21 protein-coding genes are annotated in these 24,561 nt (G+C 31.8%); 19 read left to right on the forward strand and 2 right to left on the reverse strand.

The features are described 5' to 3' along the window. The first annotated feature begins 8 nt into the window (after nt 1-8). The 4 genes from FNB79_RS09305 to FNB79_RS09320 all read left to right on the forward strand — a co-directional run bounded on the left by FNB79_RS09305 (nt 9) and on the right by FNB79_RS09320 (nt 4,794). Nucleotides 9-962: an acetyl-CoA carboxylase carboxyltransferase subunit alpha gene (locus FNB79_RS09305; RefSeq protein ID WP_143381053.1), complete on the forward strand. Its 954-nt coding sequence runs from the start codon at nt 9-11 to the stop codon at nt 960-962. Nucleotides 963-1,129: 167 nt separating this feature from the next. Next, the gene (dnaB, locus tag FNB79_RS09310) at nt 1,130-2,674 is read left to right on the forward strand and encodes a replicative DNA helicase (RefSeq protein WP_143381054.1); all 1,545 of its coding nucleotides are present in this window, start codon (nt 1,130-1,132) and stop codon (nt 2,672-2,674) included. Between the two features lie 395 nt (nt 2,675-3,069). After that, nucleotides 3,070-4,254: an asparagine synthetase B gene (locus FNB79_RS09315; RefSeq protein ID WP_143382600.1), complete on the forward strand. Its 1,185-nt coding sequence runs from the start codon at nt 3,070-3,072 to the stop codon at nt 4,252-4,254. 117 nt (nt 4,255-4,371) lie between these two features. After that, nucleotides 4,372-4,794, forward strand: coding sequence for a secondary thiamine-phosphate synthase enzyme YjbQ (locus tag FNB79_RS09320; RefSeq protein WP_143381055.1), 423 nt, complete (start codon nt 4,372-4,374; stop codon nt 4,792-4,794). Nucleotides 4,795-5,078: 284 nt separating this feature from the next. On the opposite strand, the gene FNB79_RS09325 is transcribed toward FNB79_RS09320, so the two are convergent. Then, nucleotides 5,079-5,903: an HAD family hydrolase gene (locus FNB79_RS09325; RefSeq protein WP_143381056.1), complete on the reverse strand. Its 825-nt coding sequence runs from the start codon at nt 5,901-5,903 to the stop codon at nt 5,079-5,081. 268 nt (nt 5,904-6,171) lie between these two features. Here FNB79_RS09325 and FNB79_RS09330 point away from each other — a divergent pair, with 268 nt between their 5' ends. After that, nucleotides 6,172-7,044, forward strand: coding sequence for an ABC transporter permease (locus FNB79_RS09330; RefSeq protein ID WP_143382601.1), 873 nt, complete (start codon nt 6,172-6,174; stop codon nt 7,042-7,044). 81 nt (nt 7,045-7,125) lie between these two features. Continuing rightward, nucleotides 7,126-8,034, forward strand: coding sequence for an NAD-dependent epimerase/dehydratase family protein (locus FNB79_RS09335; RefSeq protein ID WP_143381057.1), 909 nt, complete (start codon nt 7,126-7,128; stop codon nt 8,032-8,034). Nucleotides 8,035-8,129: 95 nt separating this feature from the next. Here the strand turns inward: FNB79_RS09335 and FNB79_RS09340 are convergent, their stop codons facing one another. Continuing rightward, the gene (locus FNB79_RS09340) at nt 8,130-8,879 is read right to left on the reverse strand and encodes a hypothetical protein (RefSeq protein ID WP_143381058.1); all 750 of its coding nucleotides are present in this window, start codon (nt 8,877-8,879) and stop codon (nt 8,130-8,132) included. Between the two features lie 725 nt (nt 8,880-9,604). On the opposite strand from FNB79_RS09340, the gene FNB79_RS09345 reads away from it, so the two are divergent. The 13 genes from FNB79_RS09345 (at nt 9,605) to FNB79_RS09405 (ending at nt 24,559) form a co-directional block, all read left to right on the forward strand. After that, a complete protein-coding gene (locus FNB79_RS09345) occupies nt 9,605-9,811 on the forward strand; it encodes a hypothetical protein (protein ID WP_143381059.1) in 207 nt (68 codons plus the stop codon). 2,398 nt (nt 9,812-12,209) lie between these two features. Beyond that, a complete protein-coding gene (locus FNB79_RS09350; RefSeq protein ID WP_143381060.1) occupies nt 12,210-13,511 on the forward strand; it encodes an ABC transporter ATP-binding protein in 1,302 nt (433 codons plus the stop codon). Between the two features lie 14 nt (nt 13,512-13,525). Next, on the forward strand, nt 13,526-14,101 hold the full coding sequence (locus FNB79_RS09355) for a CatB-related O-acetyltransferase (RefSeq protein WP_143381061.1): 576 nt from the start codon (nt 13,526-13,528) through the stop codon (nt 14,099-14,101). A gap of 42 nt (nt 14,102-14,143) precedes the next feature. Beyond that, nucleotides 14,144-15,037, forward strand: coding sequence for a glycosyltransferase (locus FNB79_RS09360; protein ID WP_185967744.1), 894 nt, complete (start codon nt 14,144-14,146; stop codon nt 15,035-15,037). Between the two features lie 15 nt (nt 15,038-15,052). Then, on the forward strand, nt 15,053-16,048 hold the full coding sequence (locus FNB79_RS09365) for a glycosyltransferase family protein (RefSeq protein ID WP_143381063.1): 996 nt from the start codon (nt 15,053-15,055) through the stop codon (nt 16,046-16,048). 88 nt (nt 16,049-16,136) lie between these two features. Beyond that, nucleotides 16,137-17,141: an N-acetylneuraminate synthase family protein gene (locus FNB79_RS09370; RefSeq protein ID WP_143381064.1), complete on the forward strand. Its 1,005-nt coding sequence runs from the start codon at nt 16,137-16,139 to the stop codon at nt 17,139-17,141. Between the two features lie 192 nt (nt 17,142-17,333). After that, nucleotides 17,334-18,491 (forward strand): UDP-N-acetylglucosamine 2-epimerase, encoded by a 1,158-nt coding sequence (gene neuC / locus FNB79_RS09375; protein ID WP_143381065.1) that lies wholly within the window; start codon nt 17,334-17,336, stop codon nt 18,489-18,491. Nucleotide 18,492: 1 nt separating this feature from the next. Next, nucleotides 18,493-19,197 carry an acylneuraminate cytidylyltransferase family protein gene (locus tag FNB79_RS09380; RefSeq protein ID WP_143381066.1) on the forward strand — a complete coding sequence of 235 codons (705 nt, stop codon included), beginning with the start codon at nt 18,493-18,495 and terminating at the stop codon, nt 19,195-19,197. An 80-nt stretch (nt 19,198-19,277) separates the two neighbouring features. Further along, entirely contained in the window at nt 19,278-20,654 is a 1,377-nt protein-coding gene (locus tag FNB79_RS09385) for a UDP-glycosyltransferase (protein ID WP_246073255.1), read from the forward strand. Beyond that, nucleotides 20,644-21,450: a sulfotransferase gene (locus FNB79_RS09390; RefSeq protein ID WP_143381068.1), complete on the forward strand. Its 807-nt coding sequence runs from the start codon at nt 20,644-20,646 to the stop codon at nt 21,448-21,450. Before FNB79_RS09385 ends, FNB79_RS09390 begins: the two co-directional genes overlap by 11 nt. Further along, nucleotides 21,447-22,610, forward strand: coding sequence for a glycosyltransferase family 4 protein (locus FNB79_RS09395; protein WP_143381069.1), 1,164 nt, complete (start codon nt 21,447-21,449; stop codon nt 22,608-22,610). The genes FNB79_RS09390 and FNB79_RS09395 overlap by 4 nt, the downstream gene beginning before the upstream one ends. Then, nucleotides 22,591-23,541 (forward strand): O-fucosyltransferase family protein, encoded by a 951-nt coding sequence (locus FNB79_RS09400; RefSeq protein ID WP_143381070.1) that lies wholly within the window; start codon nt 22,591-22,593, stop codon nt 23,539-23,541. The genes FNB79_RS09395 and FNB79_RS09400 overlap by 20 nt, the downstream gene beginning before the upstream one ends. Continuing rightward, a complete protein-coding gene (locus FNB79_RS09405) occupies nt 23,534-24,559 on the forward strand; it encodes an exostosin family protein (RefSeq protein WP_143381071.1) in 1,026 nt (341 codons plus the stop codon). Before FNB79_RS09400 ends, FNB79_RS09405 begins: the two co-directional genes overlap by 8 nt. Nucleotides 24,560-24,561 lie beyond the last annotated feature (2 nt).

Consider the following 24,561-nt stretch of genomic DNA (forward strand, 5'->3'; position numbering starts at 1 on the left):
TCATTGGTATGGAATATTTAGAATTTGAACTTCCCATTAAAGAGCTTGAAGAGCAATTAGATAAATGCCAAATTATTGGTAAGGAAAGTGATGTAGATGTATCTGAAACCTGTAAGCAAATTGAAAAAAAGCTTTTAGAGACTAAGAAAGAAATATATAAAAATTTAACGCCTTGGCAACGTGTAATGATGTCAAGACATCCAGATAGACCTTACACTTTAGATTATATTAAAGCACTTTGTGGTAATACTTTTTTAGAAATTCACGGGGATAGAAACGTGAAAGACGATAAAGCCATGATTGGTGGCTTAGGTAAAATAGGCGATCAGAGTTTTATGTTTATCGGTCAGCAAAAAGGTTTTAATACCAAAACCAGACAATACAGAAACTTTGGGATGCCAAACCCTGAAGGTTATCGTAAAGCGTTGCGTTTAATGAAATCTGCAGAAAAGTTTGGAATTCCTGTAGTTACTTTAATAGATACTCCAGGCGCATATCCAGGTTTAGAAGCCGAAGAACGCGGACAAGGTGAAGCTATTGCAAGAAACATTCTTGAGATGACGCGTTTAAAAGTGCCTATTATTACGGTTATTATTGGAGAAGGTGCCTCTGGAGGCGCACTAGGTATTGGTGTAGGAGATCGCGTAATGATGTTAGAAAATACGTGGTATTCTGTAATTTCACCAGAATCTTGTTCTTCAATTTTATGGCGTAGCTGGGAATATAAAGAGCAAGCCGCAGATGCCTTAAAGCTAACAGCTACAGATATGAAAAAACAAAAGTTAGTCGACGAAATTGTAAAAGAACCTATCGGTGGTGCTCATACAGATCGTCAGCAAACTTTCAACATAGTAAGAGATGCAATAATTAAATCTTTTGATGAACTTAAAAACTTATCACCAAAAGAATTAGTTAAAAAACGTATGGCAAAATACGAAAATATGGGCGTGTTTAAAGACTAAAGCTTTCACACCCTAATGGTTATAAATCTGAAGTTGTCTAACTTCAGATTTTTTTATGGTTATGAACAAGATTTTTAAGTTGTTAACAGTTAGAATGTTGACTAACCGTTAACATCAACTCTTAAAAATCATATGGTATTAGCGCTAATTTAGTTACTTTCGCAGTTATGAAGCAACCGAATCAATTACAAGGATACAAAGTGGATAAAAGCACTTTAATAAATTTAGAACGTGGTAAGATACCGCCGCAAGCTCTTGATTTAGAAGAGGTTGTGTTGGGGGCGATGATGATTGATAAAAAAGGTGTCGATGAGGTTATTGATATTCTTAGTGCCGATGCGTTTTATAAAGAAGCACATCAATATATTTTTGAGGCCATTTTTCAGCTGTTCGAAAACAGTGAGCCTATAGACTTATTAACAGTATCAAGTCAATTAAAAAAGAATGCTAAACTTGATGTTTCTGGAGGTGATTTTTACCTGATTTCTTTAACTCAAAAAGTATCTTCTTCTGCGCATATAGAATTTCATGCGCGTATTATTTTACAGAAATTTATTCAGCGCAGCCTTATTAAAATTTCATCAGAAATTATTGAAGAAGCTTACGATGAAACTAAAGATGTATTTGATTTACTAGATGCTGCCGAAACTAAATTATACGAAGTTACACAAGGGAATATTAAAAAATCCAGTGAAACAGCTCAAGAATTAGTAATTCAGGCTAAGAAAAAAATTGAGGAAATTTCAAATAAAGAAGGTTTAAGTGGTATTCCTACAGGATTTGATAAATTAGATAAATTAACTTCTGGTTGGCAGCCTTCCGATTTAATTATTGTTGCTGCTCGTCCTGGTATGGGGAAAACAGCTTTAACCTTATCTATGGCTCGTAATATTGCTGTAGATCAAAATATACCCGTTGCCTTTTTCTCTTTAGAGATGGCATCTGTACAGTTAATTATGCGTTTAATTTCGTCTGAAACCGGATTGTCTTCAGAAAAATTAAGAACAGGAAAATTAGAAAAACACGAATGGGAGCAGTTAAATGTAAAGGTAAAAAGTCTTGAAAAAGCACCTCTTTTTATAGATGATACGCCTTCGTTATCCATATTCGATTTACGTGCAAAAGCCAGACGTTTATCGTCTCAGCATGGTATTAAACTAATTATGATTGACTACTTGCAATTAATGACAGGTGGGCCAAGCCATGGTGGAAACCGTGAACAAGAAATTTCGATGATTTCTCGAAACTTAAAAGCGCTAGCCAAAGAATTAATGGTGCCAGTTATAGCACTATCGCAATTATCACGTGCCGTGGAAACGCGTGGAGGATCTAAACGTCCGTTACTTTCCGATCTTCGTGAATCTGGAGCAATCGAGCAAGATGCCGATATTGTATCGTTTATTTACCGTCCAGAATATTATAAAATTGAAGAATGGGATGATGATGAACGTTCTCCTACCGAAGGCCAAGCCGAATTCATTATTGCAAAACATAGGAATGGTGGTTTAGAAAATATCCGATTGAAATTCTTAGGACACTTAGGTAAATTTGATAACCTAGACGATTTCGACTCGCCCTATGAATTCCATAGTAAAATGAATACAAATCCTAATGAAAATGCAGGCTTTCCTTCAACCAATAGTTTTCCAACACCTACCGATGCGTTTGGAAGTGCTATGAATGAAGATGATGATAATGATGTGCCGTTTTAAAACTGAAACGACCTAATTTATATAAACCACGATTGTTACCTATTAAGTACAATTCGTGGTTTTTTATTGTTCCGGAGTGTGTTGTTTTACTTAAGGTGATTTAGAAGTTATTTTAAATTCATTTTAGGATATTATTTCTCAGTATTTAGATATGGCATAATTTATACAGTGCAGCCATTGTGATAGTTTTAAAGGATTGTAAACAATAAATACATAAAAAAATAAAACGGATAAACTGTCAATCTTTTTATAAAGTGTTTTTACTCGCATTAAAAATTAAGTATCTTTCACAATCAACTGTGTTAACGTATAAAATGATTTTAAAACGGCTCTTATTTTTTATCTTGTGTGTGCTGCTGTCAGCCAAATCCTTTGCGTCTTATATTTTAATACCTATGGATGCAGATGGTCAAAAAAATCATTTAAAAGCTTACGGTATGACCTATTGGGCACTCGATAAGCAATTAAAAGTTAAATGGCTTTTAAACTATCGAGGTGGGTCTTTTTTAGTACCAGATACCGATGCTATTCAGAGAGAATGCCAAATTAGAGGCGTCTCTTTTGAAGTCATTTCTAATGATAAAGCAGAAAACATTTTGGAGTTAATTGAGAGTCCGAGTCAGAATATGGAAGCTGTAGTCCTTGAAAAAGCACCCAAAATAGCGGTCTATACGCCAAAAGGAAATTCGCCATGGGATGATGCGGTAACTATGGTTTTAACCTATGCAGAAATTCCGTATACTACGGTATATGACGAAGATGTTTTAAACGATAATTTATTGCTATACGATTGGTTGCATTTACATCATGAGGATTTTACAGGGCAATACGGAAAGTTTTATAACAGTTTTAAAACCGCTGCCTGGTACATAGAAGATAAAAAAGAAGCAGAAGCTTTAGCGCAGCGTTTGGGATATACAAAGGTTTCTGAAGAAAAGTTAGCGGTAGCGTTAAAAATAAGAGATTATGTTGTGGGTGGCGGATTTATGTTTGCCATGTGCAGTGCTACAGATTCGTTTGACATTGCTTTGTCTGCTGAAGGTGTAGATATTTGCGAAGCTATGTTTGATGGCGATGCTAGTGATCCAGGGTATCAGAATCATATTAATTATAATAATACGTTTGCCTTTACAGATTTTATTTTAGAACGAGACCCTAAAGTGTATGAGTTTTCGTCTATAGACATGACAACAAAACGCCGTATAATGAAGGATGCCGATTACTTTTCGCTAGTAGATTTTTCAGCAAAGTGGGATCCTGTGCCTACCATGTTATGCCAGAATCACACGGCTTTAGTAAAAGGTTTTATGGGGCAAACGACGTCCTTTACTCGCGATGAAATTAAATCTAATGTGTTGGTGTTGGGCGAAAATAAAAGCAATGGTGAAGCCAAATACATTCATGGTATTAAAGGTAAAGGCTTTTTTACCTTTTATGGCGGACACGATCCAGAAGATTATACCCATAAGGTGGGAGACCCAAAAACAGAATTAGAGTTACACCCTACATCGCCAGGATACCGATTAATTCTAAATAATGTATTGTTTCCTGCAGCCAAAAAGAAAAAACAAAAAACATAAGGCTGTATGAGAGACGGGAATTGGAAATTAGTGTTTTTTATGATTCACTAGTACAGTCCCCTAACATCTTAACTATATAATTACAAAACATATGTTTACCTAATACAATCAATTGGTATGAAAGTTATTCAGAACGAGATGCAGTTACAGCCTTTTAAACGTGGGTTTCATATTATTACCAACGAGGTAGTAGCAGCTCTTCCAGAATTAAATACAATAACTACAGGAATGCTTCATGTATTTATTAAACACACGTCTGCTAGCCTCACTATTAGTGAAAATGCCGATCCTTCTGTACGTGTGGACTTTGAACGTCATTTTAATGTGATGGTGCCCGAAAATCAATCGTATTATACTCATACTTATGAAGGAGCAGACGATATGCCTGCTCATATAAAATCAGCGTTATTAGGTAGTAGTGTACACATACCTATTACCAATGGCCAATTAAATTTAGGGACTTGGCAAGGCATCTATATGTGCGAACACCGAGATTATGGTGGGTCAAGACATTTAGTGCTTACAGCTTTTGGAATGTGATTTTTAAATAGGGAAGTGGTAAAGTTCAAATTTATATACTCAATCTATCATATGGGCATGGTGTAAGCTATGGCGTATAAATTCTCTAGTTGGTATTAGTCGTTTTTGGTGCGTGTTAACTTTTAGCGTGTTTTATACTGAAGGCCATTCGGTTTTATATTATAATATTCGGTTTAAAATAGTCTATCTAAAGCGTGGCGTAAGCTGTAATGTACAACTCCTGTAACCTTTCGGGTATTTGTGTGCCGAAATGTTTGTGTAGCTAACAGTTTTATACACACACCTTAACCATCAATTAAAACTTTTTTCTTAGCATCAAGTAAAGCTTCTAATACCACTTCAACACCAAAAGCATCGTTACTTTTAGTTATAAAACGTGCAGTTTGTTTAACGTTTGGGTGTGCATTTTCCATAGCATAACTAAAATGGGCACGTTTCAGCATTTCTAAATCATTATTATAATCTCCAAATACCATAGTTTCTGCTTCAGAGATTCCAAATTCTTCTTGAACTTCTGATAAAGCATATCCTTTATTTGCGTCGTGGTGTGAGATGTCTAGCCAATGTTCTCCAGAGACTTTAATCTGATATTCAGCTTCCAAATGTTTTACTTTGGGATAAATAAAATCTTCAGAATTATTGGTATGATAAATAGCCAGTTTTAAAAATTCATCATCTGTGACTTCACTGAGGTTTGTAACTGTATTAAATTCGGTATAATATTCACTTAAAAGCTTAGGGAAGTGAATGTCTTCTGTTTCTATATATGCTTTGTTTTTGCCACAAAGTACAATAAAGGTATTCTCAATAGCACGTAACAGCGGTAAGATGGCATTGATTTTATCTTTTTCAAGTAAGCGTTTTGCCAGTTCTTGGTTGCCACGTTTGGTAAGTCCACCATTTTCAGCAATAATGGTAATTGCATCCTTAATGGGGTGTAACTTTTCAATCATACTAAAATACTGTCGACCACTAGCGGCAATAAAATGCACATTGTGAGCTTGAAGCTCATGAAACAATTTATAAAAACGCGGACTAACTTCGTCTTTAGAATTTAGTAAGGTACCGTCCATATCGGAAACAACGAGTTTAACTTGAGATAATTCCATAGCATGAGTTTAAGCACTAAAATACAGTTTTTAAATGGTATAGGAGTATAAATTAATTGTTAGTTTTAAGTGGGGGCTGTTTGTTAGTAGATTGTTATATTTAAGGTGAATTGGTATTCTATTTTCTACACCAACCTTAAACTATAATATAACAAGAATACCACTTAAAAGTGTTTTGCTAACAGTTTTTTAACTAATCACAAAACATAAATTGTAATTCACCTGCATTTATTATATTAGCACCTCTAAACCCAGACCCTTGAATGCAATAAAAGAACAAGAACGCCCTTGGTTGTATACCATATCTCCAAAGCGTAAATTAATAGATCTTAATTTTAAAGAAATTTGGAGGTATAAAGACCTATTGTTACTGTTTGTAAAACGTGATATTGTTACTGTATATAAGCAAACCATTTTGGGGCCGTTGTGGTATTTTATACAGCCTTTATTTACCTCAATAATTTTTACGGTCATATTTAATAATTTAGCAGCCATACCAGTTACACCTGGCGTGCCTGCATTTTTATTTAACTTAGCAGGGATAACAGCTTGGAATTATTTTAAAGAATGCCTTACGGGTACAAGTGATACGTTTACTAAAAATCAGGCTATTTTTGGTAAAGTGTATTTTCCCAGAGTGATTATTCCTATGTCTATAGTGGTTTCTAACTTAGTGAAATTTGCCATTCAATTGTTGGTATTTATAGGGTTTTACGTCTATTTTGTAGGGTTTACCACTACGGCTTATGCTGCACGTCCGCAGTGGAGTTTGTTACTCTTACCAGTGCTTGTCTTTATTATGGGGCTTTTGGGTTTAGGCTTTGGGATGTTAATATCGTCTATGACTACCAAGTACCGTGATTTAACCTTTTTAGTGGCCTTTGGTGTGCAATTACTTATGTATGGCTCGGCAGTGATGTACCCTTTATCCTTTTTTGAAGAAAAATTACCAGGTGTTGCGTGGCTAGTGGCTTATAACCCTATGACTATTGTTATAGAAGCCTTTAGACATATTACGTTAGGCGTTGGCGAGATTTCTAGCCTTCAATTGGTATATATAAGTGTGGTTAGCATATTTGTGTTTTTGCTTGGACTTATCGTGTTTAATAGTACAGAGAAGAAATTTATAGATACGGTTTAAGTGTAAGCGTAATTCGTATAAAAAAAAATATAACATGAATTTTAAATCAATACCCTTACAATTAACACTCTAATAACTAAAATGAATACTATACTAATCACCGGAGGAGCCGGAAATATAGGGAGTAGTTTGGTTGCTGCTCTTGCAACAGAACCAGACACACAACTCGTAGTTGTAGACAATTTACTTACAGGAGTAGAATCACATATACCCAAGTTATCTAATGTAAAGTTTATTCAAGCAGATGTAAATCGATATAATGATGTTGCTCCAGTTTTTGAGCGTTTTAATATTAATTATGTATTTCATCTAGCAGCTATGGTAGGCGTAAAGCGTACGTTAGCAAATCCTCTTCGCGTTTTACAGGATATAGAAGGGATAAAAAATATTTTGTCTTTATCGAAAGCATCAGATGTAAGGCGTGTATTTTATTCCAGTTCTTCAGAAGTGTATGGCGAGCCTTTTGAGGTACCACAACACGAAAACACGACACCTTTAAATTCTAGGTTACCTTATGCCATAGTGAAGAATGTAGGAGAATCATTTTTTAAATCTTACCAACAAGAATTTGGATTAGATTATACAATTTTTAGATTTTTTAATACCTATGGTCCACATCAAAGTGATGATTTTGTAGTGCCACGTTTTCTTCATGCTGCACAGACTAATAAGCCTATAACCATACATGGAAATGGACAGCAGACCCGTTCGTTTTGTTATATAGATGATACGGTTTCGACCTGTGTAGAAGCTTATAAAAAGCAACTGTTTATTAACGATGTTTTAAATGTAGGAAACGACAATGAAATGACCATCTTAGAATTAGCAAATCGTATTATTGCATTTACGAATTCAAAATCAGAGATTATACATTTACCAGCATTGGTAGAAGGCGATATGAAGCGTCGTTGTCCTAATAACAAAAGGATGAAGCAGGTTTTAGAACGAGAATTAGTTAGTCTTGAAAATGGATTAAAATTGATGAGTTAATTGGGGGTAGACCATTTGCAGTTGGTTGTGATGTGTGATTAAAGCACGAAAAATCCTCGTGTGTACGAGGATTTACATTGTATTTTAAAACCTGTTTATAGAACGTCTATAAGTTGTAAGGCATTAAATGTTCCATTTTTTAAAGGGTATTGTGTACCATTTACTTCTTGATAAAATGCAACTTTTAGAAAATAAAAGGGCGTTCCTGTACCAGTAGGTGGTGCAGCAGGTATTAGTGTTATTGGTGATAATGTACTGTTAATTGGTAAATTGACCGTAGGGCTAATTTGTAAGTCGGATACACTATCATTAAAATTTAGATTTAAAAACCCTGAATTAAAACTAACATGTGTCGATCCGTTTGGGCTATTTAAGTCTTGTGCTGGAATAAAATTAGGCATGCTAATTTCTCCTGTCGTGGTGTTTAAGGAGTAAGCTTCAAGCAATACACTGCTTAGTAGTGCATTGTTGTTAAATTCGAAGCCTTTAATTGCGTTTTTGCCATCTGTTGTATTGATGCCAATACTTACTTTGCGCTGACCTCTTGCTGAAGTGATATCTGCATTTTTAACACGACTCATAATTTGAGTCAACCTGGAAGTCATTCGGTTATCTTTTGCTTCTATCAACAAAGCTGTAATGGCATGTCGTAATTTTTTGCCGGATGTTGCGGATTCTGCAAATTCACTATTATTCTCGCGTGTTCTTACAAATGCGGGATCGTTTAGTATGCGGTCTTTGCTAACACCACCTTTAGATCGGATATAAAATCCGTCTTCTCCTTTGTAGAATGTAACTTCTCCTATTGAACCTTCTACATTAAATAAAGATTTATATTTTGCCATGATATAATGGGATTTATGCAGGTTCTATATCTGTTTAATTTTACACACCGCTCAACATTTATTTTGTTTTGCAATTGTGAGCATTTTAGATCTATAACCTACGGTTAGTAAAAATGATGTATCTGCTTACTTATGTTCCCGGGATTGGTTATGCTATGGATAACCTATAATTACTACATACATAATTTAGATACATGCGCTTAGTTCTAAATTACTACAGGTTTGTTTTGCATTTTTTTGAACTTCCTTTATTTTCTTATTATTTCTTATTTCGAACTAATATTTCTAGTTTCTTCTCTGTTTTTCTTGATTTTTCCGAAATTTGAGGTTGATTTTGGTTTTTGTGCTTATAAGTTAACTATGGCTTTGGTATGGCTTTGGTATGGCTTTGGTATGGCGGAGGGTTTTTATATTTATTTAAACTCTATGGTCTAATTTTAGGTAATTTTTTTGTTCTAGCTTATCGTAAAACTGTAATACATTCGCAGCATTTTTTATTACATAGGTTTCTTTAAGTTGTTTTTTATTATACTCTTATTTGTGTAATTACTTAAAAATGAGTATGTTGCATGTTTTTAAGCCTAGCTTTTTTTTATTGAGAACCTGATTTTGTTTATTTTCTATGCTTTTTTTTATTTTATCTGACTATAGATTTAAAGGAAAAATGTAGCGTTAATACAAAATAAAAACTATTATACTTAACCTAATTTAAAGTGCTTAGTACTATGGGATATCGACTATTTTTAAATAGTAACGATGTCGCACTTCTTATGGGAGTTTGCGATAAAACCGCTAAGCAATATATACGCGATATTTTGAATGAATATAAAATTGTGAAACGTAAACGGATTAGTATTCGTGAGTATAGTGATTATTTTAAGGTGCCTTATGATGATGTGTTGCGAGCTGTGCATAGTAAGGTTAAGATTTAGGTGGATAAGGTTGTTTTTTTTATGTTCATTTTGCCTTGATGCAAACCCTTCGACTTCGCTCAGGATAAACCAAGCCAAAAGATCAAATGAATTTCTAGGTCATTACTGCGTACCATTCACTATCGAAGCTTCATGCTTACTACTTCGTAGTGCAGTTCCGCTTCTTCGTTCATTATGACTGAAAATTCATGGCTTGTAATTGTTATTTGTGTTTTGATTGTTATTTGTTTGTTTGTACAGCTTAAAATTTTACATGTTGTTCACTGCACATTTTACGATATACTTTCGATAGGCCGGGGTCTTAAGCTGCATGCTTACTACTTCGTAGTGCAGTTTCGCTTCTTCGTTCATTATGACTGAAAATTTATGGCTTGTAATCGTGATTTTCGTTTTTGTTCTCTTTACTTTTTATTCGCGTTATTATTTTTAAGGACTCATGATGTGCTACGCAGTTTTCATTGCTAAAAAAAGTTATACAATCTTTTTGTTTTGCTTAGGATAAGGGTATTTGGGTTAAGAAAGTATTTTTAAATTTTATCAAGGTTATTATTTGTTGTTATTAATGTTCATTTTTATTCGCGTTATTATTTTTATGGACTCATGATGTGCTTCGCAGTTTTCATTGCTAAAAAAAGTAACAAAAAAATCTAGGCTTACGAAAGTATCTCTAAATGTTATGTTCCAACACTAAATTTTAAGAACTCGCATTTGTGTGTATTCTATTGAATATGATTTGGTTTTATATGATATGTTAGTGTTTTTAATGTAATGCGTTTGGCTCAAACAGCTTAAAATTTTACGCGTTGTTCACTGCACATTTTACGATATACTTTCGATATGCCGGGGTTTTTAGATTCGATGTTTTTTATTTACTTTTTATTCGCGTTATTGTTTGTTTCTCTACTTTTTATTCGCGTTATTATTTTTATGGACTCATGATGTGCTACGCAGTTTTCATTGCTAAAAAAAGTAACAAAAAAATCTAGGCTTACGAAAGTATCTCTAAATGTTATGTTCCAACACTAAATTTTAAGAACTCGCATTTGTGTGTATTTTATTGAATATGATTTGGTTTTATATGATATGTTAGTGTTTTTAATGTAATGCGTTTGGCTCAAACAGCTTAAAATTTTACGCGTTGTTCACTGCACATTTTACGATATACTTTCGATATGCTGGGGTTTTTAGATTCGATGTTTTTTATTTACTTTTTATTCGCGTTATTGTTTGTTTCTTTACTTTTTATTCGCGTTATTATTTTTAAGGACTCATGATGTGCTTCGCAGTTTTCATTGCTAAAAAAAGTAACAAAAAAATCTAGGCTTACGAAAGTATCTCTAAATGTTATGTTCCAACACTAAATTTTAAGAACTCGCATTGGTATGTATTCTATTGAATATGATTTGGTTTTATATGATATGTTAGTGTTTTTAATGTAATGCGTTTGGCTCAAACAGCTTAAAATTTTACGCGTTGTTCACTGCACATTTTACGATATACTTTCGATAGGCCGGGGTCTAAAACTTCAGCTTTAGGCTTTTAATATTTCTTTTTTTCTGGATGTTTATTAGTTTTGGAAGTTCATGGTTTGTAATCGTGTTTTTTTTGTTCTCTTTACTTTTTATTCGCGTTATTATTTTTATGGACTCATGATGTGCTTCGCAGTTTTCATTGCTAAAAAAACGAACCAAAAAAATCTAGGCTTACGAAAGTATCTCTAAATGTTATGTTCCAACACTAAATTTTAAGAACTCGCATTTGTGTGTATTCTATTGAATATGATTTGGTTTTATATGATATGTTAGTGTTTTTAATGTAATGCGTTTAGCTCAAACAGCTTAAAATTTTACGTGTTGTTCACTGCACATTTTACGATATACTTTCGATAGGCCGGGGTTTTTCGATTCGATGTTTTTTATTTACTTTTTATTCGCGTTATTATTTTTAAGGACTCATGATGTGCTACGCAGTTTTCATCGCTAAAAAAACGAACCAAAAAAATCTAGGCTTACGAAAGTATCTCTAAATGTTATGTTCCAACACTAAATTTTAAGAACTCGCATTTGTGTGTATTCTATTGAATATGATTTGGTTTTATATGATAAGCTAGTGTTTTTAATGTAATGCGTTTGGCTCAAACAGCTTAAAATTTTACGTGTTTTTTGCTGTATATTTTTGATATGCCGGGGTCAAAAAAAATAGCTTTTGGGTTTTAATATTTCTTTTTCTTGATGTTTATTAGGACTGAAAATACAGTGTTCTGCATGGTAGAATAAATAATCATTGAAAACATCTAAGTCAACTGCTTTTATTATATTAGCCCATTATTTTGGTATATGGATGTATTGTTTGTAATTACTAAATAGCCAAAATTAAATCAACCAACTATTACGCATTCATGATTATTTTAAAAGCCGAGAACATAAGTAAACAATACCGCCTGGGACTTATTGGTACAGGTACTATTAGTCACGATTTAAACCGCTGGTGGCATCGTGTGCGCGGTAAGGAAGATCCGTATTTAAAAATTGGTGAAACCAACGACCGCTCGAGTAAAGGTAAAAGTGATTATGCTTGGGCCCTTAAAGACATTAATTTTGAGGTAAAACAAGGTGAAGTTTTAGGGATTATAGGTAAAAATGGCGCGGGAAAAAGTACCTTGCTAAAAATTTTATCTCGGGTGACTAGCCCGACCACAGGCGAAATAAAAACCCGTGGGCGAATAGCCAGTTTATTAGAAGTTGGTACGGGGTTTCATCCCGAACTTACAGGTCGTGAAAACATCTATTTGAACGGCGCTATTTTGGGTATGACCAAAGCCGAAATTAAAGCCAAAGAAGACGAGATTATTGCTTTTAGTGGGTGTGAACGTTATGTAGATACCCCTGTAAAACGGTATTCTTCAGGGATGCGGGTGCGTTTAGCCTTTGCCGTAGCGGCCTTTTTAGAACCCGATATTTTAGTGATTGATGAGGTCCTTGCTGTGGGTGATGCCGAATTTCAGAAGAAGGCGATAGGGAAGATGCAAGATATAAGTAAAGGAGACGGAAGAACTGTATTATTTGTTAGTCATGATATGGATGCTATATTAAAGTTAACAGATAGAGTACTTTTATTAGAAAATGGTAAAGTTGTAGATGATGGATTACCTAACGATATTATAAATAAGTATACACTAATTAGTTTTAAGCCAAAGACTTCAAAAACATGGGGAAAAGGAAATGAAATAGGTAATTCTTATGCAAAATTGAAATCTATATCTGTAGAAAATTCCGAAAACTCTCCACAGTTTGAATATGATATGACCGAGTCTATTAATATTAAAATTTGTTATTTAGATCTTAATAAAGAATATAAAAATACAGCAATTATACACATAATTGATGAGTTTGATAGAACACTTTTTGCTTCAAATGAATTTGATTCGGAAACATGGTCTAGCTCTCACTCTATTAAAGATTCATTAATAACAACTACTTGTGTTATACCTGGAAATTTATTATTAGAGGGTAGATATAAAGTTCTAATAGCGCTTGGTAATTATAACCCTAATATGGTTCATTTAAAAATTGATGAAGCTTTAACTTTTAAAGTAATAAATAAACCTAATATAATAAAATATAGAGTAGATACAGGAACGAATTGGCCTGGTTTAATAAGACCTATTTTAGACTGGAAAATTGAAACTAAAACTCTATAATTAAGTTTAGTATTATGATCGATCTTTTGAAATATATCTACAGGTTTTTCTATCCTGTAAAAAAGAAAGAAAAACTATTCTACACTAAGGACTTCTTTAAAAACAAATCATATGAAATTGGAGAGGGGACTTATGGTAATATTAGAGTTTTAGATTATAATGAAGGTACAACTTTAAAAATAGGGAATTATAGTTCAATAGCTGCAAATGTAACAATATTGTTAGGAGGAGAGCATGATTATAACTTGATATCAACATATCCATTTTATTCTCTGTCTAAAGATAATTCTTTATTAGGAAAAGATAGAGAATCTAAAGGAGATGTTGAGATTGGTCATGACGTTTGGATTGGTACAAATGTTACCATTCTTTCTGGTGTTAAAATAGGGACAGGTGCAATTATAGGAGCAGGAAGTGTTGTTACTAAAAATATACCAGAATTTGCTATATATGCAGGTAGTCCAGCAAGATTTATAAAGATGAGATTTGATGAAGATCAGATTAATAAAATAAAAAAAATGGAGTGGTGGAATTGGTCACATGATAAAATATTAAAAAATAGAGATATTCTGATGAGTACTCCTGATTAAATATCATATTTCAAAGATTAAAAATTATAAATAATTCAATATTTGTTAGCAATAGTTATTCCATATTATAAAATTACCTTTTTTAAGCAGACTTTAGAGTCATTAGCTAATCAGACTGATAAACGGTTTAAAGTTTATATAGGAAATGATGCTAGCTTAGAAAATCCAGAAAATTTGATTAATGAGTATAAAAACAAATTTCCTATTGTATATAAAAGATTTAGTAAAAATTTAGGAGGTATATCTTTAGTTAAGCAATGGGAACGCTGTTTTAAGTTGGTTGAGAATGAAAAGTGGATAACTATTTTAGGAGATGACGATGTTTATGGTGAAAATGTAGTAGAATCATTCTATGATAATTTAAAAGAAATAGAACAAGAGCGTATTAAAGTTGTCAGATTTGCTACTCATAAGATTAATTCAGAAAGTGTAGTGTTTTCAGAAATCTTTAAACATCCTAAGAAAGAAACATGCTTAGATTTCTTTTCTCGAGAAGTAAGAAGTTCTTTAAGTGAATATTTTTTTAATAAAAAACAGCTTTTAAAGATAGGATTTAAAGACCTTCCTTTAGGTTGGTCTGCTGATAAATTAGCTGTTTTCGAAGTGTCTAATTTTAATTTTATATTTTCAATAAATGAGGCAATAATTAGCGTAAGAATTTCTGAAAATAGTATTTCTGGAGGAAAAGGCTACGATAAACAAAAACTTGAAGCAATTTATAAATATAATTATTATATAATTGATACTTATCAAAGCGAATGTAGTCCTTCTCAATATTTGAGTTTCAGTCGAGATTTAAATAAAAGTTATTTGAATTCAAAAATACATTTTTTAAGGTACCTTAAGATAAATTATTTGTATTTGAAAAAGGGTGACTTTAGTAGTGTTTATAATTTTCAATGCGAAGTTTACAATTCTATTAAATTAAAATATTAATTTAGTTATTTAATCATGCGAGTAGGCAAGAATCCTCAACGTAATAAAAAAATAAATCTTGATAAATATAATCATCAAGTAATTATACCTGTTTATATACCAAATTTAGAGAAGTATTACAGACAGTCTTTTGAGATATTTAAACTGTCTTTAAATTCGCTATTAAAAACTGTAAATAATCAAACTTATATAACGGTTATTTGCAATGGTTCGTGTGTAGAGGTTGAGGAATATGTTTTGAATCAATATCTTAGCGGTAATATTAATGATGTTATTATCACTAGTGGAATTGGAAAGGTTAATTCTATTTTAAAAGGAATTTCAGGGATTAACTTACCATTGTTAACTATTTCAGATGCAGATGTACTATTTTTAAATAATTGGCAACAAGAAACTTATAAGGTTTTTGATAGTTTTCCAAGGGCAGGGGTTGTAAGTCCAGTGCCGAATCCTTCACAGTCATTTTATTATACAGAAAATATTTATTTAAATTATATGTTTTCTGAAAAAATATTAAAGCATCCGGTGGTAAATAAACAAGCATTAATAAGATTTGCTGAAAGTATAGGTGCTTTATCTCTTTTTGAAAAATATTATTGTAAAGATTATTTAATTTTAAAAGGTAAAAACGAGTGTAAAGCAGTAGTTGGAGCGGGTCATTTTGTTGCTACCTATAAAACTTCAATATTTAAATATTTAAAAAGGCATACAGATTATCAATTAGGAGGGGAAAGCGAAGAGGAGTATTTAGACAAACCTCCTTTTTTAAAAGGTTTATTTAGGTTGTCGACGATGGATAATTATGCATATCATTTAGGTAATACTGTTGAAGATTGGATGTTAAAAACACACAATGAAACTCTTAGAAGTAAAAAACAGGAAACTGTTTTTCCTGAGAATCTAATAGAAATAAAATTTTCAAATTATCAGAAAATCCAAAATTGGATTTCTAGACAATTAGTAGGTTCAACTAAGTTTAAACAACTAATTTTGTGTAAATTTAAAAATTAAATATAATTATAATACATACTACATACTACAGTTTAATATGAACTTTAGGAGTAAACAGAATTAAAAATATTGGATAAATAATTTTTTGATGGTCAGCCCTTTTATAATTGCAGAAATTGCACAAGCCCACGATGGAAGCCTAGGGATGGCGCATGCCTATATAGACGCTGTGGCAAAATCGGGGTGTGATGCTATTAAATTTCAAACTCATATTGCTGAGGCAGAAAGTAGTATTTATGAGCCTTTTAGAGTTCAGTTTTCTAAACAAGATACTACACGATTAGAGTATTGGAAACGTATGGAGTTTACCTTAGAACAATGGAAAGACATCAAAAGGCATTGCGATGCTGTCGGTTTAGAGTTTATGAGTTCTCCTTTTAGTAATGCTGCTGTAGATTTGTTAGAGGAGGTTGGTGTAAAACGATATAAAGTAGGTTCAGGAGAAGTTAATAATTTAGTGTTATTAGAAAAAATTGCACAAACAGGTAAGCCTGTAATCGTATCTTCAGGAATGAGTTCTTTTGAGGAGTTAGATCAAACAATAACATTTTTAAAAGATAAACACGTTGATGTGTCTGTTTTACAGTGCACTACTGCCTATCCGACTAAACCAGAGGAATATGGATTAAATGTGATCTCAGAATTAAAGTTTAGATATAATATTCCAGTGGGTTTCTCTGACCATTCCTCATCTATAGAGTCGTGTATTGCTGCGGTTGCTTTAGGTGCCGAGATTTTAGAATTTCATGTGGTTTTTGATAAAGAAATGTTTGGCCCAGATGCCAAAGCATCATTGACTATAAAAGAAACTTCACAATTAGTAACGGCTGTAAATAATATAGCTATAGCAATTCAGAATCCCATAGATAAGAAAGATAATTCTAAGTTTTCAGAACTAAAAGGCATTTTTGAAAAATCTTTAGCAATTAATAAAAATTTAGAACAAGGGCATATTATAAGGTTTGAAGATTTAGAAACAAAAAAACCGAAAAGTTATGGTATTGATGCTTCTTTATTTCAGGGTGTTATTGGGAAACAATTGAATAAAGATTTAAATCAATGGTCTTTTTTGAATTGGGACGATTTAGATTAGAGATGTGTTAATTGTTTTTTACGGAAATGATTAAACAGATGAATCATTGTATTGTCTAAATGAAGTTCAGCTTATAAGTTCAGAAGTAATGTTTAATGTTTTTTAATTACGTATTTTGAAAGACAATTTAGTTTTCATTTTATAAAACCGTATATATTTGTAATATTACAAGGTAAAAGTTACAAAACATTTATGTCTCATAGAAAAATAGCTGTAGTTATTACAGCACGCCCTTCTTATAGCCGTGTTAAAACCGTGTTACAAGCTATAAAAGATCATCCAAATTTAGAACTACAACTTATAGTGGCAGCTTCTGCATTATTAGAGCGTTATGGATCTGCTGTACATTATATTGAAAACGATGGTTTTACAATTGCAGCTAAAGTTTTTAATGTTTTAGAAGGAGAAAATTTAACTGCAGCAGCAAAGACTACGGGTATTGGAATTTTAGAATTATCTACGGTTTTTGAAAACTTAAAGCCTGATATCGTGGTAACGGTAGCAGATCGATTTGAAACGATGGCAACAGCCATAGCGGCATCTTATATGAATATTCCCCTTGCACATATTCAAGGAGGAGAAGTTACTGGTAATATTGATGAAAAAGTGAGACATGCCATTACAAAGTTGGCAGATTATCATTTTGTAGCCTCAGAAGATGCCAAAACTCGTGTATTAAAATTAGGAGAAGAAGTAGATTCTGTATTTAACACAGGTTGTCCGTCTATAGATATCGCTAAAGCAATTGATACTTCAGGTAAATTACAATTTAACCCTTACTCTCGTTATGGTGGCGTAGGTGCAGAACCAGATTTGTCTAATGGCTATGTGGTAGTTATGCAACATCCTGTGACTACTGAATATAAAGATTCTAGACGTCATGTAGAAGAAACTTTAACTGTTGTTAGTCAATTAACATTACCAGTGTTATGGTTTTGGCCAAATGTTGATGCTGGAGCGGATGGTACATCTTCGGGTATACGTTCTTATCGAGAAAAAAATGAATTAAATCATGTTCATTTTTTTAAAAATATGAAAGGTGATGATTTTTTAAATCTTTTAAATCATGCGTCATGTCTAATAGGGAATTCTAGTGTAGGAATTAGAGAATGTGCATATTTAGGAGTACCTGTAGTTAATATTGGTACAAGACAGAATAGAAGAGAACGAGGAGAAAATGTTATTGATGTACCTTATAGTAAAGATGCTATTTATAATGCGATTCAGTCTCAAATTAAAGTAAATAAAACACCTAAATCTTTAGTTTATGGCGATGGTAATGCGGGTAAAAAAATAGCAGAGTATTTAGAGCAAGTACCTCTTAAATTTCATAAAACAATTGTATATTAAAATGAAAATTTTAGGAATTATACCCGCTAGAGGTGGCTCTAAAGGAGTGCCAGGAAAAAATATAAAATTATTAGCAGGAAAACCTCTGTTACAATATACAAGTGATGTAGCAAAGGCTTCCAAATACCTCTCTAAAATTGTTTTAAGTTCTGATGATGATAAAATTATAGAGTTAGGTAAAATAATGGGGCTTGATGTACCTTTTAAAAGACCTAACAATTTAGCTCAAGATAAATCACCAACATTACCTGTTATAATACATGCTTTAGACTTTTATGCAAATCAAGGAGAATTCTTTGATGCTGTGTGTTTGTTACAAATTACATCACCATTTCGTACAATTGAATTTTTAGAAACAGCTATTGAAACATTTTTAAAAAATGATACAGACTCATTAGTTTCTGTTATTGAAGTCCCTCATGAGTACAATCCGCATTGGGTGTTTGAAGCAGATGATAAAGGAATTTTGTATATATCTACAGGTGAATCAGAAATTATTTCAAGAAGACAAGATTTGCCTAGAGCTTTTCATAGAGATGGGAGTGTATATCTAACCAAAACAGAGGTCTTAAAGCATCAAAATTCACTTTATGGAAAAAGCATCTCATATATTGAATCGTCAAAAAAAACATATGTAAATATTGATACGCTTGAAGATTGGAATAAAGCAGAGCAATTAGTTGGAGTTTTTAATAAGGATATGTAAATGATGATTTTTAAAGAAAGTTTAAATATAAATTATTAAGATTATTTTAGTGCAATATGAATAATCATAAAAAAATACTCATGATAATTCCAGATGGGGTGAGCTTAAGGAACTTTGTGTATACTTCGTTTTATAAGCAGGCGCAGGCTATGGGCTTGGATATTGTATTTCTTAACCTTACGCCATTACCATTATCAGAACTAGGATTAAAAGAAGTTATACCCCAAACCATAAAACAACATCCGTTAACGGATAGTTTTAAAAATGCCAAGAAACGAGTAGAACTCAATCAAAATATTAATCGGTTTAATGATAATGTATACAATAAATATTGGTTTCCTTTAAAGTATTCTGGATATAAAAGTGTTATAAAACATAGTATAACTAAGCTATTAATTTTAATGTTTAATAGTGAAAAAGGACTATTAAGCTTACGCAGGCGTATTCAAAATTTAGAAAGTAAAACGGAGTATTACAATTCTTGTTATGACCTTATAAAACAAGAGCAACCCGATTTGGTGTATTGTGCTAGTCAGCGTGCTATTTTAGCGATAGCACCTATTCAAGCAGCAAAACAGATAGGTATACCAACTATTGGGTTTGTGTTTTCATGGGATAATTTACCAAAATCGATGTTAGATGTAGAGACCGATTATTATCATGTTTGGAGTAAACATATGAAACAAGAACTGTTAACGTATTATCCATTTGTAAAAGATGAACAAATAACGGTAACAGGAACACCACAGTTTGAGCCTCATTATAATACAGATATTATAGTTTCTAAAACTGAATTTTACAAACACTATCATTTAAATGCAAACACCACTTATTTTTGTTTTAGTGGAGACGATATTACAACATCGCCTCAAGATCCTTTGTATTTAAAAGATGTTGCTTTGGCTATTGAAGCACTTAATGCAGAAGGCCACCAATTAGGACTTATATTTAGACGTTGCCCTGTAGATTTTTCAAAGCGTTTTGATGCTGTTTTAGACGAATTTAAACATTTTATAGTTCCTATAGCGCCGTTATGGAATGCTATAGGTGATGGATGGAATGCTAAATTACCAACTCTGGAAGATTCAAAATTATTAGTAAATATGGCAGAACATACTGCTGGTGTCATGAATTTAGGATCGTCTATGGTGTTTGATTATGTGGCACACAATAAACCTTGCGGGTACATGAATTATCATTATAATAGAGAAAATACTGTTGTAAAAGGTGTACACGTGTACGATTATGTGCATTTTAGATCTATGCCAAATGCAAACGCAGTATATTGGTTAGATCACCCAGATCGTATACAAGCTAGTTTGTTATCTATGTTAAATCATTCCTCTGTTGTTACTAGAAATGCAGCTAACTGGTTCTCAAAAATAAATGAACAACCAAGCAACGAAGCTTCAATTCGTATACTAACAACAATTAATTTAACTCTAAATGAAAAATAATCAAAAAATAATTTTTTCGAATTCATATTCTCCTAGAACAGGACATAATTTTGTCGCACAAGTATTTAAAATTTTTACAGGTCTTGAAATTTTAATACATGATAAAAGTGAGACACAATTATCTAGAATATTGGATTTGTACTACACACATACTAGACGTTATATTTATTTAGATTCTGATAAGAAATTTATGGATCATTTATTTATAAATGGTTTACGTGAACGTATTTTGTCTAAATCAGATAATTCTTATGTTTTAATAAAAGACACTAGTTTTCAGGGAGTTGATTGTTTGCCTGAATTATTCCCGAATGACATTCATATATTATTAATTAGAGACCCTAAGGATGTTTTAACTTCCGGTTTTAAGGCTATGAGATTTAAAAGAAAGTCTATAAAAAATCTTATTAAAAAAATAGGAATGAAGACTGGTTTGTTTCAGTTGTATTTTAGTTGGAGAGTAACGCATCAGGTTATTGATATACTTCCTAATCTAGAAAATCGGATTTTAATTCGCTATGAAGATTTGGTAATTCAAAAAGAAGAAACACTTCAGTATTTAAAAGAACTTTTTAATTGTGATAAGGCTTTAGATGATATCAAGGCAGAAATAAATGAAATATCAGTAATAAATACGTCTTTCTTTAAAGAAGAAACAGGAGGAAAGCATATTTGGGATGAAAAAGAAAAAACTACGAAATTCAATCCTGTAAACAGGAAATCAAAGAATATATTTTATCGTAAAGCTATAGAGTGGGGGACAAGAGACCTTCGTAAAAAATTGGGATATGTATGAAAATAGGTTTTATAGCCCCAGAATATCCTCATTTTAAAATTAAACAAGCAGCTGGTTTAGGGACTAGTATTGGTAATTTAGTAGAAGCTTTAAGTCAGCAAGGTCATACAATCTACCTGTTTATATATGGGCAAGAACAAGAGGATTATTTTGTAGAAAATAATATTTATTTTTATTTAATAGGAAATGTGTCTTATAGTTTTGGAAAATGGTTTAGATATAGAAAGCATATTCAAAATATTGTACAAACGGTTATCATAAAAGAAAAATTACGACTTATTGAAGTCCCTGATTGGACTGGTATTTCAGCATTTATGAATTTTACAGTGCCTATTGTTATGCGTTTTCATGGTAGCGACAGGTATTTTTGTCATTTAGAAGGACGCAAGCAGAAATTAAAAAATAAACTATTCGAGCAGTTTGCCGTAAGAGGTGCAAGTGCATATATTGCACCTACTACATTTGCAGGGAAATTAACAAAAAGGCTATTTAAAATATCTGATCATAAATCTATTGAAACTATTTATCATGGGTTACAACTAGACGATTTTAATAACTTAACCCCATCAGTATTTGAACCCAAAACAATCCTTTATATTGGCACCATAATTAGGAAAAAAGGCATGTTAGAGTTGCCACATATTTTTAAGTTGGTGAAGCAGCAAGTTCCTAATGCTAAATTAATATTGATAGGTAGTGATGCTCCAGATATTTTAACAGGAAGTCCTTCAACTTGGGAATTAATGAAGCAGAGTTTTAATGAAAGCGAATTAGAAACTATTCAATATCTAGAGAAAGTTCCATATAGCGAAGTGCAAAAAATTATTAAAAATGCCCATGTATGTGTTTTTCCTACTTTTGCAGAAACTTTTGGTATGGTAACAGTTGAGGCTATGGCGTTACAAAAGCCAGTTGTAAATAGTAATATAGGTTGGGCAAAAGAATTAATGGAAGATGCCCTTAGCGGATATTTAGTTGCTCCTGCAGCTCATAAATTATATGCAGACAAGATTAGTAAACTGTTGCAAGATGAAAATTTATGTTTAAGTATGGGGGAATCAGCAAGAAGCTTTGTCGAGGAGCATTTTGATATAAAGAAACAAGCTATTAAAAATATTGAGTTTTATAGAACTATAATTAATGGTGATAAAAAAAATTAAATTTTATTATAAATGGTTCTTAATCTGGATACATTATTTAAAAAGATTATCTTTTAAGAAAGAATCTAAAGGAGAGATTATTATATGTTTTGATGGTATTTTCTCTCATGGAGGATTAGTAGATCGTCTTAAGGGGATTATTTCTTTTTATGAAATTTCAAAACGATTAGATTATAACTTTTTTATTCATTTTAATTCTCCATTTAATTTAAAAGATTTTTTAGTTCCGAGCAAACTATTTTGGATAAAAGAAAAGGTATATTATAATCCTTTGACATCAAATATTCTATATTTAATGAATGATTTTAATAGTAACCCTTATACTATCATTAAAAATTCGAATAAAAACAGGTTTATCGTTTATAGTAATATTGATTACTTAGATAAAATTTTAGATACTGATATTGAAAAAGATATTTATTTAAAATGGAGCGAAAATTACAACGCATTATTTAAACCCTCTTTTTTATTAGAATCAAAACTCAAAACGCTTTTAAGTACAAGTAAAAAAGTAGTATTTCATACACGGTTTACAACTTTACTTGGAGATTTTAAGGATACAACTAAGTTAGAACTTAAAGAGTCAGAGAAAATAGATTTAATAAAGAATGTTTTGGTTGAAATAAATAAAAAAGTAGCTTCGTTTGAAGAATATGAGGTGTTCATTTTGTCAGATAGTATTTATTTTCTTAATTATATAAAAGAAAACACACCTTATAGAGTATTAGATGGGGTGCCTAAGCATATAGACTTAAATGATAATGATATTGAATCTGACTTAAAGACATTTATAGATTTTTATTTTATGAGTAGTTGTGAATTTGTTTTTTTAGTTCAGTTGCCCTTGATGTATAATAGTAATTTTTCAAAGTTTGCTTCCATTGTCGGAAATGTTAGATTTGAAAAGTTAATAACTTCAACATATGCTTAATTTATATACAGATAAATCATTTTTAATACCAGAGCATAGAGGTAAGGTATTCCCTTTGCTATTAGATTTATATTATAAAGAATGTAACATAATAAATAAATATTATAGTATTACGGCATTAATTGAACAAGCCGATATCATTGTACTCCCCTTAGAGTATAATTATATTAAAAGTTTAAAGCCAGAAATTAAATTAAAATATTTAACTCTAGCACGTGAGCATAACATTCCATTGTGGATCTATACAGGAGGTGATTTTGGATATTCGTTTAAAGAGGAAGAAATTTTTACTTTTAGACTAGGAGGCTTTCATTCTAAACTTAATGCAAATACTTTTATAATGCCTTCATTTATTGTAGATCCATATGAATACATATTAAAATCTGAATTTAACACAATAAAAAAAAATATTAAACCTACCATAGGTTTTGTAGGACATGCTCATATTAGTTTGTTTAAGGGCATAAAAGAGTATTTATTGTACTTAAAAGTTAATATTTTAAAGCGAAAGATTAAAAAAGAACATATAGATTACCAGTCCTTTTATCCGTCAAGTATTAAGAGAGCTTTTATTTTAAAAAAGCTTGAAGATTTAACGGAACTTACAACCCATTTTATATATAGAGAAAAGTATAGGGGAGGTGTTCAGACTGAATTAGATAAAATAAATAAAACTTTAGAGTTTTTTAAAAATATTGAAGTATCAGGGTATACGTTTTGCTTACGTGGTGTGGGAAATTTTTCTGTACGTTTATATGAGACACTTGCCATGGGAAGAATCCCTGTATTAATAGACACAGATTGTAGATTGCCTTTAGATTGGAAGATTGATTGGACTAAGCATATTGTTTTAGTTAAGAGTGCTAATGCTGAAGTTATAAATAAAACGATTATTGATTTTCATAATCAATTAAGTTCCTCTGATTTTATTACATTGCAATCCGAAAATAGAACTTTATGGAGAAAATATATGAATAGAAACGCCTTTTTTAAGGAAATACATGATGTTTTTAAATAATA

It is taken from the genome of Formosa sediminum (genome assembly GCF_007197735.1).
GTDB lineage: Bacteria > Bacteroidota > Bacteroidia > Flavobacteriales > Flavobacteriaceae > Formosa > Formosa sediminum.